A 14,847-nucleotide genomic window follows, 5' to 3' on the forward strand; every position below is an offset into this window, starting at 1 on the left:
CGCACCGGGACGTGACCGTGCTCCTCGGCACCACCCACACCCCGCCGGCACAACAGCCTCAGCCGGGCCCCGGGCTCATTTCAGCAGGCGGGACAGCCGGCGGTCGGCCAGGGGCTTGCCGCCCGTCTGGCAGGTGGGGCAGTACTGGAGCGAGGAGTCGCTGAAGGAGACCTCGCGGATGGTGTCGCCGCACACCGGGCAGGCCTCGCCGGTGCGGCCGTGGACGCGCAGGCCGCTCTTCTTCTCCGCCTTCAGCCGCCCGGCGGCGACGCCCCGGGCGCGCTCGACCGCCTCGGTGAGCGTGTCGCGCAGCGCCTCGTAGAGCCGGTGGGTCTCCTCCGGGGTGAGGGAGGCGGCCAGCTTGAACGGGGACATCTTCGCGGCGTGCAGGATTTCGTCGCTGTAGGCGTTGCCGACGCCCGCGATCAGCGACTGGTCGCGCAGGGCACCCTTGAGCTGCCGCCGTTCGCCCTGGAGCAGGGCGGCGAAGCGGTCCTCGTCGAAGTCGCCGGCGAGCGGATCCGGGCCGAGGCGGGCGATGCCGGGCACCTCTTCCGGGTCGCGGACGACGTACACGGCGAGGCGCTTCTGCGTGCCGGCCTCGGTCAGGTCGAAGCCCTCGCCGGTCTCCAGGGCCACGCGCAGCGCCAGCGGGCCCTTCCCGGGCTTCGGCGGGCCGTCCGGCAGCCGGTCCTTCCACTGGAGCCAGCCCGCGCGGGCCAGATGGGCCACCAGGTGCAGCCCGCCGTCCGTCTCGACGTCCAGGAACTTGCCGTGCCGGCGCACGGCCGTCACCTCGGCTCCCTCGACGGCCGTGACCGGGGGGTCGTACGTCTTCAGGACGCTGATGGCCACGGGCAGCACCCGCACCATCCGCCGTCCGACCAGGTGCTCGGTGAGGAAGTCCGTCAGCGCTGCTACCTCGGGCAGTTCGGGCATACGTCCAGAGTGCCATCCGGCACCGACAACGCCCCTGCCGTCACGCCCGGACCGGTGGCCGGGGCACCCGGAACTCGCACCACACCGCCTTGCCGCCGCCCCGCGCCTGGACGCCCCAGCTGTCGGAGAGCCGTTCCACGAGGACCAGGCCGCGCCCGGAGACACCGACCTCCCCCGCGTCGCGGCGCCGTGGCAGGGCACTGGAGCCGTCCTCGACCTCGACGCGCAGCCTGCGGTCGCCGCCGTCCAGGGCCCGCAGGGTGACGGTCGCGCAGCCCTCGGTGTGCATCAGCGCGTTGGTGATCAGCTCGCCGGCGACCAGCTCGATCTCGTCGGCGAGGCCGTGGGCGCCCCAGGCGCGGACCGCGGCCCGGATCATGTGCCTGGCCCGGGTGAGGGCCTCGGGGTCGCCGGGCGCCACCTGCTGCCGGAGCCGGCCGCCGGCCCACGTGACCTCCCGGCCGCGGCGCCGCAGCAGGAGCAGCGCCACGTCGTCGTCGCCGCCCCGCTCCTCGGCGAGCCGGATCAGCCGGTCGGCGAGGTCGCACACCTCGCGGGGGCCGTCGCGGACGAGGTCCACCAGGCCGCGCATGCCGTCGTCCAGATCGGCGCCGGGCTGTTCGACCAGCCCGTCGGTGCACAGCAGCAGGGTGTGGCCGGGATCGAGTTCGAGGGTGGCGACGGGATACTCCAGCCGCCCGAACTCGGCGGACAGGCCGAGCGGCAGCCCGCCCTCGACGCCGACCCGGGCACAGCTGCCGTCACCGTGCCGCACCAGTGGGTCGATGTGCCCGGCGCGGACCACCTGGACGACTCCGGTGGACAGGTCCGCCTCGGCGTACAGGCAGGTGGCGAAGCGGTCGGTGTCCAGTTCGTGCAGGAAGACGGAGGCGCGGGCCATCACGGTGGCCGGGGGGTGGCCCTCGGCGGCGTAGGCGCGCAGCACGATGCGCAGCTGGCCCATGACGGCCGCCGCGTGCGTGTCGTGGCCCTGGACGTCCCCGATGACCGCGCCGACCCGGTCTCCGGGCAGCGGGATGAGGTCGTACCAGTCGCCGCCGATGTCCCGGCCCAGCGCCGCCGAGCGGTAGCGGACCGCGACATCGGCGCCGGGGACGCCGGGGATGGTGCGGGGCAGCATGGCCTGCTGGAGGCCCTGGGCGAGGTCCTTCTCCTGTTCGTAGAGCATGGCCCGCATGAGGCTCTGGGCGATGCTGCTGCCCAGCGCGACGAGGACGGCGCGCTCCTCGGCGGAGAAGCCGCGCCGGTCGTCGTAGAGCAGGCCCATCGCGCCGATCGGGCGGGCCTGGGCGATCAGGGGCAGGTAGGCGGCCGAGGTGATGTGCAGGTCGGTGAGGTGCGGCCAGAGGATCGGGTAGCCCTCGGCGAACTCCTCGGGCGATTCGATGAACCGGGGGCCGAGCGTGCGGACGACCTCGCTCATCGGGTACGGCTCGTCGATCCGGGTGATGCGGGTCCCGGGGACGGAGGCGCCCACGGGTCCCTCGGCCACCAGCCGGATCCGGCCCGCCTCCACCAGGCCCATCACCAGGCTGGCCGCGCCGAGGTGACGGATGCCGTGGGTGTCCTTGAGGACGTCGATGACGTCCTGGACGCTGCGGGCGTGGGCGAGCGCGGCGGAGGTGACCTGGACGACGCTGGTCTGCTGCCGGAACGCCTCGTCCTGGGCGGCCCGGAGGCTGCGGGCCGCGCTGTCGGCGAGTTCCTCGGTGGCGTCGCGGACGATGCCGACGACCCGGCGCGGACGGCCCGTGCCGTCGCGCCGGATGTAGCCCTGCGTGTGCGTCCAGCGCATGGCGCCGTCACGGCAGCGGATGCGGAAGTAGGCGCCGTAGTTCTCGCTGCCGTCCTTGATCGCGCGGGCGACCACCGAGTCGAGCCGGGCGGCCTCCGGCGGCGGCACCCGGACGGCCAGGGTCTGCGGGCGCCCGTCGTACTCCTCGGGCAGCAGGTCGAACACCGCGAGGGCCTGGGCGTCCATGTGGAACAGACCGGCGTCCAGGTCCCAGTCGAAGCTGCCCATGCGGTTGAGCGCGAGGATCGGGTCCGGGTGTGCGGGCCAGTCCTCCGGGAGTGACGGGGCGCTCGCTCCCCGATCGGCCATGGGGCCACCTTGCCAGGAACCGGCCGATTCTTCGACTTGATCGGCGACGGGCCCGGCGGGCACCGGGCCCGTGCTCAGCCGCCGGGCTCGTCCGAGGGGCGGGCGGGGGCGGTGCCGGGCGCCGTGCCGGACCGGGCGGCGGGCGGGGCGTCCGGGATCGGGCCGCCGCCGTCGGGGAGGCCGGGGATCTCGGGAAGGGTGGACGGGCTGGTGCCGGCGGAGGTGTCCGGGGCGGTGAGGGTCAGCTCTGAGTCGCCTGGAGCAGAGGCGTCCGGAGCGGAGGTGCCCGAATCGGCGGCGCCCGGATCGGGGGCCCTCGGAACAAGGCCGTCCGGATCGGAGGCACCCGGGTCCGAGGGGTCCACGGAGAGGTCGAGGGAGAGATCGCGGGCCGGATCGGGAACGGGATCGGGATCGGGGGCGTCCTCGGCGGGCGGCGGCTCCTGCGCCGTCGTCCCGGTGTTCCGGTCCGCGAGCCCGCTGGCACCGTCCGGGCGATCGCCCCGGCCGTCCGGCACCGCTGAGCCGGACGGGGACGGCGGTGTACCGGACGGGGACGTCGACGCGGCCGGGCCGCTCTCGCGCGGGCTGGGCCGCCCGGTGACCGAGGGTCCCGCGTCCGCCGGACCGGACGGGACCGGGCTGGCGGCGGCACTCGCGGGCGGGGCCACGATCCGGTCCCGGCGGACGTCGGGGCCGACCCGGCGCTCGATCCAGGTACGGGTCGCGGCGTCCATGATCGTGATGCTGGTGACGGCCCGGGGCGCCGGGGCCACCACGATCACCTGGTTCGGCTGGTAGCCGGCCCAGGGGGTACCGCGGGCCCCGGCACCGCCGCGGGTCGGCGCGGGCGGCTTGAGCGGGTTGCCGCAGGCGCAGCGCACCCGGGGCAGGCCCCGGTCGTCGACGAGGACGGCGGTGCCGGCCTGGAGCACGGCCTGGTAGCGGGCCGCCCGGCCGTCGCGGTAGGCGTGGTTGGTGACACGGGTGTCACCGCCCAGGACGACCGGGGTCAGGCCGCGCAGATAGCCGGGGAGCGCCGACCGGGTGACGCCGGCCGCCTGCGCGAAGGCGTCGGCCTTGGCCTCGTCCGCCACCAGCCGGCCGATGTGCCGCTCGACGTCACAGGCGGCGACGTGCGGGGTGCCCCGGTACAGGCCGGGCGTGGCACCGGACACGGTACGGGCCGCGCGCAGGGGTGCCTCGACTTCGCCGGGCGGGACCCTGGCGGTGCCCCGGGGGGACTCCGGCCGGGGGGTTCCGGTGTCCGTGGGGTCGGTGAAGGGGTCGGGCCCCCGGTCGGTGGCGGCCTCCAGGACGACCAGTTCACCGGCCTTGGTCTGCTTGACACCGGCGCCCGCGCAGCCCGCGGCGAGGAGCGCCACCGAGAGCGCCCAGGCCGCGACGATGGATCGGGTGGGTATCCGCACCGCACACTCCGCATCACTGTGGGTGATTACGCCCTATTGTTGGCATCGCTCAGGTTTGGCTGGCAACTCGGGGAACGCCGTGACGACAGCGGCGCCGGGTTCGCCGCACAGGAGGGCGCGCACAGCCGTGGACTGGTTCACCGCACCCGACTACTGGCTGAGCCGGCTGGTCTTCCAGCGGGCCCTGGCCGCCGTGTACCTGGTCGCGTTCCTGACGGCGGCCCTCCAGTTCCGGGCCCTGCTGGGCGAGCGCGGGATGCTGCCGATCCCCCGCCATCTGACCCGGGTGCGGTTCCGGCACGCCCCGAGCCTGTTCCACCTGCACTACTCCGACGGCTTCTTCGCGGCCTGTGCCTGGACGGGCTGCGCGGTGTCGGCGGCCCTGCTGGCCGGGGCGGACTCGCTGCTGCCGCTGTGGGCCGGGATCCTGCTGTGGCTGGTGCCGTGGGCGCTGTACCTGTCCATCGTCAACGTGGGCCAGACGTGGTACGCGTTCGGCTGGGAGTCGCTGCTGCTGGAGACGGGTTTCCTGGCCGCGTTCCTCGGCAACGGCGAGGTGGCGCCGCCGGTCGTCGTGCTGTTCCTGCTGCGCTGGATCCTGTTCCGGGTGGAGTTCGGCGCCGGGCTGATCAAGATGCGGGGCGACGCCTGCTGGCGGCGGCTGACCTGTCTGGACTACCACCACGAGACCCAGCCGATGCCGGGCCCGCTGAGCTGGTTCTTCCACCGTCTGCCGAAGCCGCTGCACCGGGTGGAGGTGGCCGCCAACCACGTCACCCAGCTCGTCGTACCGGTCCTGCTGTTCACCCCGCAGCCGATCGCCTCGGCCGCCGCCGCGCTGATGATCGTCACCCAGCTGTGGCTGGTGCTCTCCGGCAACTTCTCCTGGCTGAACTGGATCACCATCGTGCTGGCGCTGTCCGCGCTCCGGCTGCCGGCGACCGCGCCGTCGGTGCCCCCGGCACCGCTGTGGTACGAGGTGCTGGTGCTCGCGGTCGGCGCGCTGTTGCTCTTCCTGAGCCACCGCCCGGTGGTGAACATGGTCTCCCGCCGCCAGGTGATGAACCGCTCCTTCGACCCGCTGCACCTGGTGAACACCTACGGTGCGTTCGGCAGCGTCAGCCGGGTCCGCTACGAGGTGGTGGTCGAGGGCACGCTGGACGACACCCCGCACCCGGACTCGGACTGGCGGGAGTACGCCTTCAAGGGCAAGCCCGGCGATCCCCGCCGCTGGCCGCGCCAGTTCGCCCCCTACCACCTGCGCCTGGACTGGCTGATGTGGTTCGCGGCGCTGTCGCCGGCCTATGCCGGGGAGTGGTTCGGCGGCCTGGTGGAACGCCTGCTGGAGAACGACCGGGACACGCTGCGGCTGCTGCGCCGCTCCCCGTTCCCGCCGGACACCCCGCCGCGCTACGTCCGGGCCCGGCTGTTCCGGTACCGGTACACGACCTGGGCGGAGCTGCGGGAGACGGGGGCGTGCTGGGAGCGGACGTTCGTGCGGGAGTACCTGCCGCCGACACGGCTCGCGGGCGCGGTTCAGAGGTCGTAGACGCGGGTCGCGGTGGTCTCGAACAGCGCCGTGCGCTCCGCCTCGCCGAGCCCGGCCGTCACCTCCCGGGTGAGCGCGTGGACGTCGGTGTAGCTCATGGCCAGGGTGCACACCGGCCAGTCGGAGCCGGTCATCAGCCGGGCGGGGCCGAAGGCGTCCAGGGCGGTGTCGACGTACGGGCGCAGACCGGCGGGGTTCCGGGTGTCCGGGCCGGCCTCGGTGACCAGGCCGGAGAGTTTGGCGACGGTGTTGGGGAGGGCGGCGAGGGCGCGCAGGGCGGCGGCCCAGGACGCGCGGTCCCCGGAGGCGATGGGCGGCTTGCCCAGGTGGTCGAGGACGAAGGTGAGCTGTGGCAGGGACCTGGCCGCCGCCGCGCAGGCCGGGAGCTGGTGGGGCTGGACCACCAGGTCGTAGACCAGGCCGGCGTCGGCCACGGCGGCCAGGCCGCGCAGGACGTCGGGCCGCAGCAGCCACTCGGGGTCGGGTTCGCCCTGCACCTGGTGCCGGATGCCCTTCAGGTAGGAGCCGCCGGGGAGCGCGCGCAGCCGGGCCAGCTCGTCGGCGACGCCGGGGCGGGTGAGGTCGGTCCAGCCGACGACCCCGGCGATCAGGTCGTGGGCGGCGGCGAGGGCGAGGAACTCGGGGGTCTCCTCGGGCACGGTGACCGTCTGGACGAGGACGGTCCGGTCGACCCCGGCGGCTCGGGCCTCGGGTTCCAGGTCGGCGACGGTGAAGTTCCGGCGCAGCGGCTGGAGTTCGGGTCCCCGGATCCAGTCCTGGTCGCGGACGGTCAGGTCCCAGACGTGGTGGTGGGCGTCGACGCTCATGGCAGCTCCCATACGACGGGCAGGGTGGCGGCCGTGCCCTCGGGCGAGTAGTCGTGCGCCACGTCCAGCAGGTCCGCCATCCGGGTCTGCCAGGCCGCGTTGACCGGGAGCCGTTCCAGCTCGGCGAGCAGACGGGCGTAGTCGGCGCACTCCAGGACGTGGAAGAGGTCGGTCCCCGACCGCCAGATGGTCCAGGAGGTGGCCCCCGCGGCGCGGATGGCGTCGGTGAGGTCCTGCGGGACCGCGCGGTGGGCGGCCTCGTACTCCTCGATCCGGTCCGCGCGGACCTTGGTGTGCAGGGCGACCCTCATGACGGTGCCTCCGGGGGCAGCAGGCCGGTCGCGCGCAGTTCCCGCCAGAAGGCGTCCGGCACCGGTCTCGCGAACTGGTCGGCGCAGTCGTGGACTTCGGCCGCCGAGCGGGCGCCGGCCAGGACGCTCGCCACGGCCGGGTGGGCGGAGCAGAAGGCCAGGGCGGCGGCGCGCAGGGTGGTGCCGTGGCGCTCGGCGACCGCCTGGATCCGCAGCGCCCGGTCCAGCAACTCCCGGGGCGCCTGGGCGTAGTTGTACGTCGGGTGGCGGGCCGGGTCCGCCAGCAGGCCGGAGTTGAAGGCGCCGCCGATGACCACGGACACGCCCCGTCGTACGGCCTCGGGCAGCAGCTCGGTGGCCGCGCTCTGGTCGAGGAGGGTGTACCGGCCCGCGCAGAGCACCACGTCGACGTCCGTGTCACGGACGAACCGGGCCAGCATCTCCGCCTGGTTCATGCCCGCCCCGATGGCGCCCACCACGCCCTCGGCGCGGAGCTTCTCCAGCGCCGGGTAGCCCTCGCGGAAGGCCGCTTCGGCGTGGTCGTCGGGGTCGTGGAGGTAGACGATGTCGACCCGGTCGAGGCCGAGGCGTTGCAGGCTCGCCTCCAGGGTGCGGCGGACGCCGTCGGCGGTGAAGTCCCAGACGCGGCGGTGGGCGGCGGGTACGGCGAAGCCGTTGGCCAGGTCGTCGCCGGTGCCGTCGGCCGGCTCCAGGCGGCGGCCGACCTTGGTGGAGACCGTGTAGTCGGCGCGGTCGTACTCCCGCAGGGCCGCGCCCAGGCGGCGTTCGGACAGGCCGAGGCCGTAGTGGGGGGCGGTGTCGAAGTAGCGGATGCCGCGCTCCCAGGCCGCCCGCACGGCCGCGTGCGCCTGCTCGTCGCCGACCGGGGTGTACAGGTTGCCGAGGGCGGCGGCGCCGAGGCCCAGGGAGGTGACCTCGGCGCCGCCGCGGCCCAGGCGGGTCACCGGTCCGCCGCCGGACGCAGCCTGAGTCCCTGCATGCCGCCGTCGACGGCGAGGGCGGTGCCGGTGGTGGCGCCGGAGAGGGGGCTCGCCAGGTAGGCGATGGCGCCCGCGACTTCGGCGGCGGAGACCAGCCGCCCGGTGGGCTGCCTGGCCTCCAGGGCGGCGCGTTCGGCGGCCGGGTCCCCGGCCGCGTCCAGCAGCCGGCCGATCCACGGGGTGTCCGCCGTACCGGGGTTGACGCAGTTGACGCGGATGCCCTCGCGGACGTGGTCGGCGGCCATGGCGAGGGTCAGGGAGTACACGGCGCCCTTGGTCGCGCTGTACAGGGCGCGCTGCGGCAGGCCGGCGGTGGCCGCGATGGAGCAGGTGTTGACGATCGCCGCGGTGCCCGGACGGGCAGTGGCGGTGCGGCGCAGGTACGGCAGGCAGGCGCGGGCGGTGCGGACCATGCCGAGGACGTTGACGTCGAAGACGTGCCGCCACTCGGCGTCGTCGTTGTCCTCGACGGTGCCCTGGGCGCCGATGCCCGCGTTGTTCACCAGGATGTCCAGCCCGCCCAGTGCCTCGGCGGCGTCCTGGACGGCCGTACGCACCGAGGCGTCGTCGGTGACGTCGGCGCGCAGCCCGATGAGGGGCTTCTCGACCGCGGACGGGTCCAGGTCGAGGACCGCGACCTGGGCGCCGCGGGCGGCGAGGAGGTCGGCGGTGGCGCGGCCGATGCCGGACGCTCCGCCGGTCACCAGGGCCCTCAGTCCCGCGAAGTCGCTCATGCGGCCTGTCCCTTCTGGGTGTCGGGGTCGGCGGCCCAGTAGGTGCCGCCGGGGAACGTGTACCGCGCGAGGGACTCCGGGCGCATCGCGGCGGAGAAGCCGGGCGCGGTGGGTGCCGTGTAGTGGCCGTCGCGGATGACGACCGGGGTGACGAAGTGCTCGTGGAGGTGGTCGACGTACTCGATGACCCGGTCCTCGGTGCTGCCGGAGACGGCCAGGTAGTCGAACATCGACAGGTGCTGGACGAGTTCGCACAGGCCGACGCCGCCGGCGTGCGGGCAGACGGGGACGCCGAACTTGGCGGCGAGGAGCAGGATGGCGAGGTTCTCGTTGACCCCGCCGACGCGGGCCGCGTCGATCTGCACGATGTCGAGGGCGCCGGCCTGGAGCATCTGCTTGAACACGACGCGGTTCTGCACGTGTTCGCCGGTGGCGACCTTCACGGGGCCGACCGCGCGGCGGATGGCGGCGTGGCCGAGGACGTCGTCGGGGCTGGTGGGCTCCTCGATCCAGTACGGGCCGAACTCGGCCAGGGCGTTGGTCCAGCGGATCGCCTCGTCCACGTTCCAGCGCTGGTTGGCGTCGATCGCCAGGCGGATCTCCGGTCCGACGACGGCGCGGGCCACCCGGCAGCGGCGGATGTCGTCGTCGAGGTCGGCGCCGACCTTCAGCTTGATCTGCCGGAAGCCGTCGGCGACGGCCTGGGTGGCGAGCCGGCCGAGCTTGTCGTCGTCGTAGCCGAGCCAGCCCGGGGAGGTGGTGTAGGCGGGGAAGCCGCGCTCCAGGAGCCGGGCCCGGCGCTCCTCGGCTCCCGCCCGGCCGCGCCTGAGCAGGTCGAGGGCCTCCTCGGGGGTGAGGGCGTCGGTGATGTAGCGGAAGTCGATCTGCCGGACCAGCCACTCGGGCTCGGCGTCGGCGAGCAGCTGCCACAGGGGCTTGCCGGCCCGCCGGGCGGCGAGGTCCCAGGCGGCGTTGACGACGGCCCCGATCGCCATGTGCATCACGCCCTTCTCGGGGCCGAGCCAGCGCAGCTGGCTGTCGGCGATCAGGTCCCGGAAGAGCGAGCCGGGGTCGGCGCACAGTTCCTCGACGTCGCGGCCCAGCACATGGCCCCGCAGCGCGTCGATCGCGGCGACCTGGACGTCGTTGCCCCGCCCGATGGTGAAGGTGAATCCGTGTCCCTCCAGGCCGTCGGCGGCGTCGGTGCGCAGGACGACGTAGGCCGCCGAGTAGTCGGGGTCCGGGTTCATCGCGTCGGAGCCGTCCAGCTCGCGCGAGGTGGGGAAGCGGATGTCGTGGGTGTCGACCGCGATGACGCGGGCGGGAGCGTCGGACACGGATGTCCTTTCTGCCGGGGGAAGGTGACGGACCATCAGTCCTGGGCGCGGCCCGTGGTGACACGGGCGATCATCAGGGCGACGAGGATGATCCCGCCGTAGATGGCCTGGATCCAGAACGACGGCACCTGGGCGAGGGTGAGCAGGTTCTGCACGACGCCCAGGAGGAGGACGCCGGTCAGGGCGCCGAACATGGTGCCCTTGCCGCCGTCCAGGCTGATGCCGCCGATCACCGCCGCCGCGAACACGGTGAAGATCATGTTCTGGCCCTGGTTGGCGCTGATCGCGCCGACGTAGCCGGTCTGCATGATGCCGCCGACGGAGGCGAGGACACCGGCGACGACGAACACCCCGAGCATCACGCGCTCCACGCGGATGCCCGCGGCACGGGCGGCTTCCGCGTTGCCGCCGATGGCGTACAGCGCGCGGCCGACCCGGTGGTACTTCAGCACGCCTCCGGTGACGGCGAAGGCGACGGCGGCCAGCCACACCGACATCGGGACGTTGAGGAAGGTGGTGGTGGCCAGCGAGGAGAAGCTGTCGGGCATGCCGAACAGGGTCTTGCCCTTGGTGGCGCCGACCAGCAGCCCGCGCAGCACGATGAGCATCGCGAGGGTCACGATGAACGCGTTGAGCTTGAACTTCACGACCAGGACGCCGTTGAAGGCGCCGACGGCCGCGCCCACGACGAGGATCGCCAGCAGGGCGACCGGCGCCGGGAACCCGGTGCCCCAGCCGGCCTGCGCCGAGGGCAGGACGAGGAGCGCCCCGACGGCGGGCGCGATGCCGACGACCGACTCCAGGGACAGGTCGAACTTGCCGGTGATGAGCACCAGCGACTCGGCGAGCACCACCATGGCGAGGGCGGCCGAAGCGCCCAGGATCGAGATCAGGTTCCGTTCGGTGAGGAACGAGTCGTTGACCACCGCGCCCAGCACCATGAGCAGCAACAGGGCCGGTACCAGCGCCAGTTCGCGGGCACGGCGGAGCAGTACGGCCCGGGCGGCCCGCTGGTCGGGCAGGCGGGGCGAGGTGAGCGGCGGGGCCTTGGTGTCAGCCATGGTCCACTCCTTCGATGGAGGCGATCAGCTCGTGGTCGCGCCAGCCGGCCGGGTGCTCGGCGACGATGCGGCCGTGGAAGAGGACGAGGACGCGGTCGCAGCGCCGCAGGTCGTCGAGTTCGTCGGAGACGACGAGCACGGCCGTGCCGTCCTCGCGGGCGCTGTCCATGCGGGCCAGCAGGGACTCCTTGGACTTCACGTCGACGCCCGCCGTCGGGTTGATCAGGACGAGCAGGCGGGGGTCGGAGGCCAGGGCGCGGGCCATGACGACCTTCTGCGCGTTGCCGCCGGACAGGTCGGAGACGGGCTGTCCGGGGCCCTCGGTGCGGATGTCGAGGCGGTCGATCAGCTCGGTGGCGAAGCCGCTTCTGCGGTCGGTGCCGACGAAACCGAAGCGGCCGAGCCGGTCCAGGACGCTCAGGGTGGTGTTGTCGCCGACGGTCATGCCGGGGACGAGGCCCTGCTCGTGCCGGTCGCGGGGCACACAGCCGACGCCCGCGTCCAGGGCCGCCCGCACGTCTCCGAACGGCAGCGGCTCCCCTTCGAGCAGGGCCGATCCGCCGGCCGGGGTGTGCAGTCCGGCGAGGGTCTCGGCCAGCTCGATCTTGCCGCTGCCGCTGATCCCGGCGAGTCCCACGACCTCACCGCGGCGGACGGTGAGGTCGATGCCGTCGTACGCGGTGGAGGTCAGGCCGCGCACGTCGAGCACGACCGGGGCGGCGCCGGTCACCGTGCCGCGCGACCGCGCATGCTCGGTGATCGACTCCCCTGCCATGGCCTCCACCAGGGCCGACCTGGGCAGCTCGGCGACGGGGGCCGTCGTGATCCAGCGGGCGTCCCGCAGTACGGTGACCGTCTGGCAGACCTCGTAGACCTCTTGCAGGTGGTGCGAGATGAACAGGAAGGTCACCCCGGAGTCCTGGAGCGCCCGCATCCGGCTGAACAGCCGCTCGATCTCCCGGTTGTCGAGCTGGGCGGTGGGTTCGTCCAGCACGATGAACCGGGCACCGAAGCTCAGCGCGCGGGCGATCTCCACCATCTGGCGGTCCTCGACCTTGAGTTCGGCGGTACGGGCCTCCGGGTCGACGTGGACGTCCCAGGTGGCGAGGAGGTCGGCGGCCTCGGTGCGCAGCCGGCGCCAGCTGATCAGCCCCCGTGCCCGCGGCTGCCGGTTGAGGAAGAGGTTCTCCGCGACCGTCAGTTCCGGTACGACGGTGGGCTTCTGGTACACGCAGGCGACCTTGCGGCGCCAGGCGTCCCGGTCGGCGAGCGGGGGCGCGCTCTCGCCGTCGAAGCGGACGGTGCCCGCGTCCGGGGCCTGGAGGCCGGTGAGGATGGCCACCAGGGTGGACTTGCCGGCGCCGTTGCGGCCGACGAGGGCGTGGGACTCGCCGGGCAGCACGGTGAGCCGGCCGTCGGCGAGGGCGACCGTGGGACCGTACCGCTTGACGATGTCCGTGGCTTCGACCAGCGGTGTGACGTCGACGGGCGGGGTGCTCATCGAACCGTGGCTCTGCGGACCGTGGTTTATCGGACCGTGGCTCATCGGACCGTGTTGCCCCACAGCTTGGGGTCGTCGACGTTGTCCTTGGTGACCAGCGGGGCGGGCAGCTGGTCCTCCAGGATGCCGCTGGGCAGCTTGACGATCGTGGAGTCGTGGTCGGTCGGGCCGGGCTTGAACTTCTTCCCCTCCATCGCCGCCTTGATGTAGTACAGGCCGTACTTGGCGTAGGCGTCGGCCGGCTGGGAGACGGTCGCGTCGATCTGGCCCTTGCGGATGGCCTCGTACTCCTGCGGGATGCCGTCGTTGGAGACGATCGCGATGTGCCCCTTCTGCCCGGCCGCCTTGAGCATGTTCTTCGACTTCAGGGTCTGGAGGGTCGGGGCGAGGTAGACACCGCCCGCCTGGAGGTAGATGCCCTTGATGTCGGGGTTGGCGTTGAGGAGGGTGTCGAGCTTGGCGGCGGCGGTGTCGGACTCCCACTTGGCGGGGATCTCCAGCACCTTGAGCCTGGGGTACTTCTCCTTCACGCAGGACCGGAACGCCTCGGATCGGTCGCGGCCGTTGACCGAGGCCAGGTCGCCCATGATCTGCACGACCTTGCCGCTGCTCACGTGCTGCCCGAGGTAGTCGCAGGCCTTCTTGCCGTAGGCGACGTTGTCGGCACGCACCACCATGGCGACCTTGCCCTTGTCGGGCGCGACGTCCACGGCGACGACCGGCACGCCCTTGCGTTCGGCCTGGTCGAGTCCGGCCTGGATGGCGGCACTGTCCAGCGGGGCGACGACCAGTCCCTTGACGCCCTGGTTGAGCTCGTTGTCGATGTCGGTGATCTGCTGCGAGGGGTCGCTGTTGGAGTTGACCGTCTTCAGCACCTCGACGCCCTCGGACTTGGCCATCTTGGGCACGTAGTCGTTGTACGACTGCCAGAACGGCGAGGTCAGCAGCGGCAGGATCACGCCGACCTTGCCGGTGCCGCCGCTTCCCGCGCTCGCCGTGTCCTTGGTGCTGCCGCAGGCGGCGAGCACGAGCGAGGCACCGACGGCCAGGGCCGCCGCGCCGGTGATCCGGGACCTGCTGCGTTTGGTCACTGTGCTGGCGGGCATCTCGCGGCTCCTCGTCGAGGGGGTTCGAGCAGACGACCGCATACTTATCAGACCACTCGGCCGGTGGAACACCCTCTTGCAGCGAAAATTCCGGCTGCCGACGCATAGTGGTCGGACCACTCGGCTGGCTAGACTGCGACGCACCCGGTGACTGGAGGAGTGGCGTGGACGAGGCAGCCCCGCAGAAGGGCACGGTGACCCAGCGCGCCATCGAGGAGATCAAGGCGATGATCGCCGAGGGCCGGCTGGAGCCGGGCCAGCGGCTGCCCACCGAGCGGGAACTCGCTGCTCAGCTGGGCATCTCGCGCAGCTCGATGCGGGAGGCGATCCGCGCCCTGACGGTCATGGGCGTCCTGGAGGCACGGCACGGGTCCGGCATCTACGTCACCGCACTGGAGGCCGGCGACCTGCTGGAGACCTTCGGGGTGGTCGCCGACCTGTCCCGGGGCCCGCGCCTGGTGGAACTCCTGGAGGTGCGCCGGATCCTGGAGTCGACGGCGACCGCGCTGGCCGCCGCGCGCATCACCGCCGACCAACTGGCCGCCGTGGAGAAGCACCTGGCGGCCATGAACGCCACCGACGACCCCGAGGAGATCCTCGTCCACGACCTCGCCTTCCACCGCGAGATCGCGTCCGCCGCCGGCAACGAGACCATGGCCGCCATCCTGGACGGCCTGTCCTCCCGCACCTTCCGCGCCCGCGTCTGGCGCGGCTACCAGGAGGAGGGCGCCTTAGCCCGCACCCGCCGCGAACACGCCGCCATCCACCGCGCCCTCGCCGCCCACGACCCGGAAGCGGCCCGGGCGGCGGCAGCGGCCCACGTGGGCGAGGTGGAGGAATGGCTACGGGCCCAGCTCGGCGGCTAGGGTCTGTTGTGAAAGTGCTGGTCACAGCCACTCGTTGATGGCTGCGACCAGCACGGTCGC

Annotated in this window: 13 protein-coding genes; 2 read left to right on the plus strand and 11 right to left on the minus strand. The window is 73.2% G+C overall.

Features of this window, described 5'->3' with window-relative positions:
• Positions 1–75 precede the first annotated feature (75 nt).
• The 3 genes from IE294_RS38760 to IE294_RS38770 form a co-directional block, all read right to left on the minus strand.
• Positions 76–939 carry an Fpg/Nei family DNA glycosylase gene (locus IE294_RS38760; protein ID WP_189894080.1) on the minus strand — a complete coding sequence of 288 codons (864 nt, stop codon included), beginning with the start codon at positions 937–939 and terminating at the stop codon, positions 76–78.
• A 40-nt stretch (positions 940–979) separates the two neighbouring features.
• Entirely contained in the window at positions 980–3,064 is a 2,085-nt protein-coding gene (locus tag IE294_RS38765; protein WP_189894081.1) for a SpoIIE family protein phosphatase, read from the minus strand.
• 74 nt (positions 3,065–3,138) lie between these two features.
• Positions 3,139–4,494: a DUF6777 domain-containing protein gene (locus IE294_RS38770; protein WP_189894082.1), complete on the minus strand. Its 1,356-nt coding sequence runs from the start codon at positions 4,492–4,494 to the stop codon at positions 3,139–3,141.
• 127 nt (positions 4,495–4,621) lie between these two features.
• On the opposite strand from IE294_RS38770, the gene IE294_RS38775 reads away from it, so the two are divergent.
• On the plus strand, positions 4,622–6,043 hold the full coding sequence (locus IE294_RS38775; protein ID WP_189894083.1) for a lipase maturation factor family protein: 1,422 nt from the start codon (positions 4,622–4,624) through the stop codon (positions 6,041–6,043).
• Here the strand turns inward: IE294_RS38775 and IE294_RS38780 are convergent.
• Genes IE294_RS38780 through IE294_RS38815 form a run of 8 tightly spaced genes read right to left on the minus strand, consistent with a single transcriptional unit; the run spans position 6,031 to position 13,921 of the window.
• Entirely contained in the window at positions 6,031–6,870 is an 840-nt protein-coding gene (locus IE294_RS38780) for an amidohydrolase family protein (RefSeq protein ID WP_189894084.1), read from the minus strand. The two genes, IE294_RS38775 and IE294_RS38780, sit on opposite strands and share 13 nt — an antisense overlap.
• Complete coding sequence (locus IE294_RS38785; protein ID WP_189894085.1) at positions 6,867–7,181, minus strand: L-rhamnose mutarotase; 315 nt, start codon at positions 7,179–7,181, stop codon at positions 6,867–6,869. Before IE294_RS38785 ends, IE294_RS38780 begins: the two co-directional genes overlap by 4 nt.
• Complete coding sequence (locus IE294_RS38790; RefSeq protein WP_189894086.1) at positions 7,178–8,146, minus strand: aldo/keto reductase; 969 nt, start codon at positions 8,144–8,146, stop codon at positions 7,178–7,180. Before IE294_RS38790 ends, IE294_RS38785 begins: the two co-directional genes overlap by 4 nt.
• On the minus strand, positions 8,143–8,916 hold the full coding sequence (locus IE294_RS38795) for an SDR family NAD(P)-dependent oxidoreductase (protein ID WP_189894087.1): 774 nt from the start codon (positions 8,914–8,916) through the stop codon (positions 8,143–8,145). Before IE294_RS38795 ends, IE294_RS38790 begins: the two co-directional genes overlap by 4 nt.
• Positions 8,913–10,253, minus strand: a complete 1,341-nt coding sequence (locus IE294_RS38800; RefSeq protein ID WP_189894088.1) for an L-fuconate dehydratase — start codon at positions 10,251–10,253, stop codon at positions 8,913–8,915. Before IE294_RS38800 ends, IE294_RS38795 begins: the two co-directional genes overlap by 4 nt.
• Positions 10,254–10,288: 35 nt before the next feature.
• A complete protein-coding gene (locus IE294_RS38805) occupies positions 10,289–11,314 on the minus strand; it encodes an ABC transporter permease (protein ID WP_189894089.1) in 1,026 nt (341 codons plus the stop codon).
• Positions 11,307–12,815, minus strand: a complete 1,509-nt coding sequence (locus tag IE294_RS38810) for a sugar ABC transporter ATP-binding protein (protein WP_189894090.1) — start codon at positions 12,813–12,815, stop codon at positions 11,307–11,309. The genes IE294_RS38805 and IE294_RS38810 overlap by 8 nt, the downstream gene beginning before the upstream one ends.
• 41 nt (positions 12,816–12,856) lie before the next feature.
• Entirely contained in the window at positions 12,857–13,921 is a 1,065-nt protein-coding gene (locus IE294_RS38815) for a sugar ABC transporter substrate-binding protein (RefSeq protein ID WP_189894091.1), read from the minus strand.
• 164 nt (positions 13,922–14,085) lie between these two features.
• On the opposite strand from IE294_RS38815, the gene IE294_RS38820 reads away from it, so the two are divergent.
• Positions 14,086–14,787 carry a FadR/GntR family transcriptional regulator gene (locus tag IE294_RS38820; protein WP_189894092.1) on the plus strand — a complete coding sequence of 234 codons (702 nt, stop codon included), beginning with the start codon at positions 14,086–14,088 and terminating at the stop codon, positions 14,785–14,787.
• Positions 14,788–14,847: the final 60 nt, after the last annotated feature.

Source organism: Streptomyces canarius (assembly GCF_014650735.1).
Classification (GTDB): domain Bacteria; phylum Actinomycetota; class Actinomycetes; order Streptomycetales; family Streptomycetaceae; genus Streptomyces; species Streptomyces olivaceoviridis.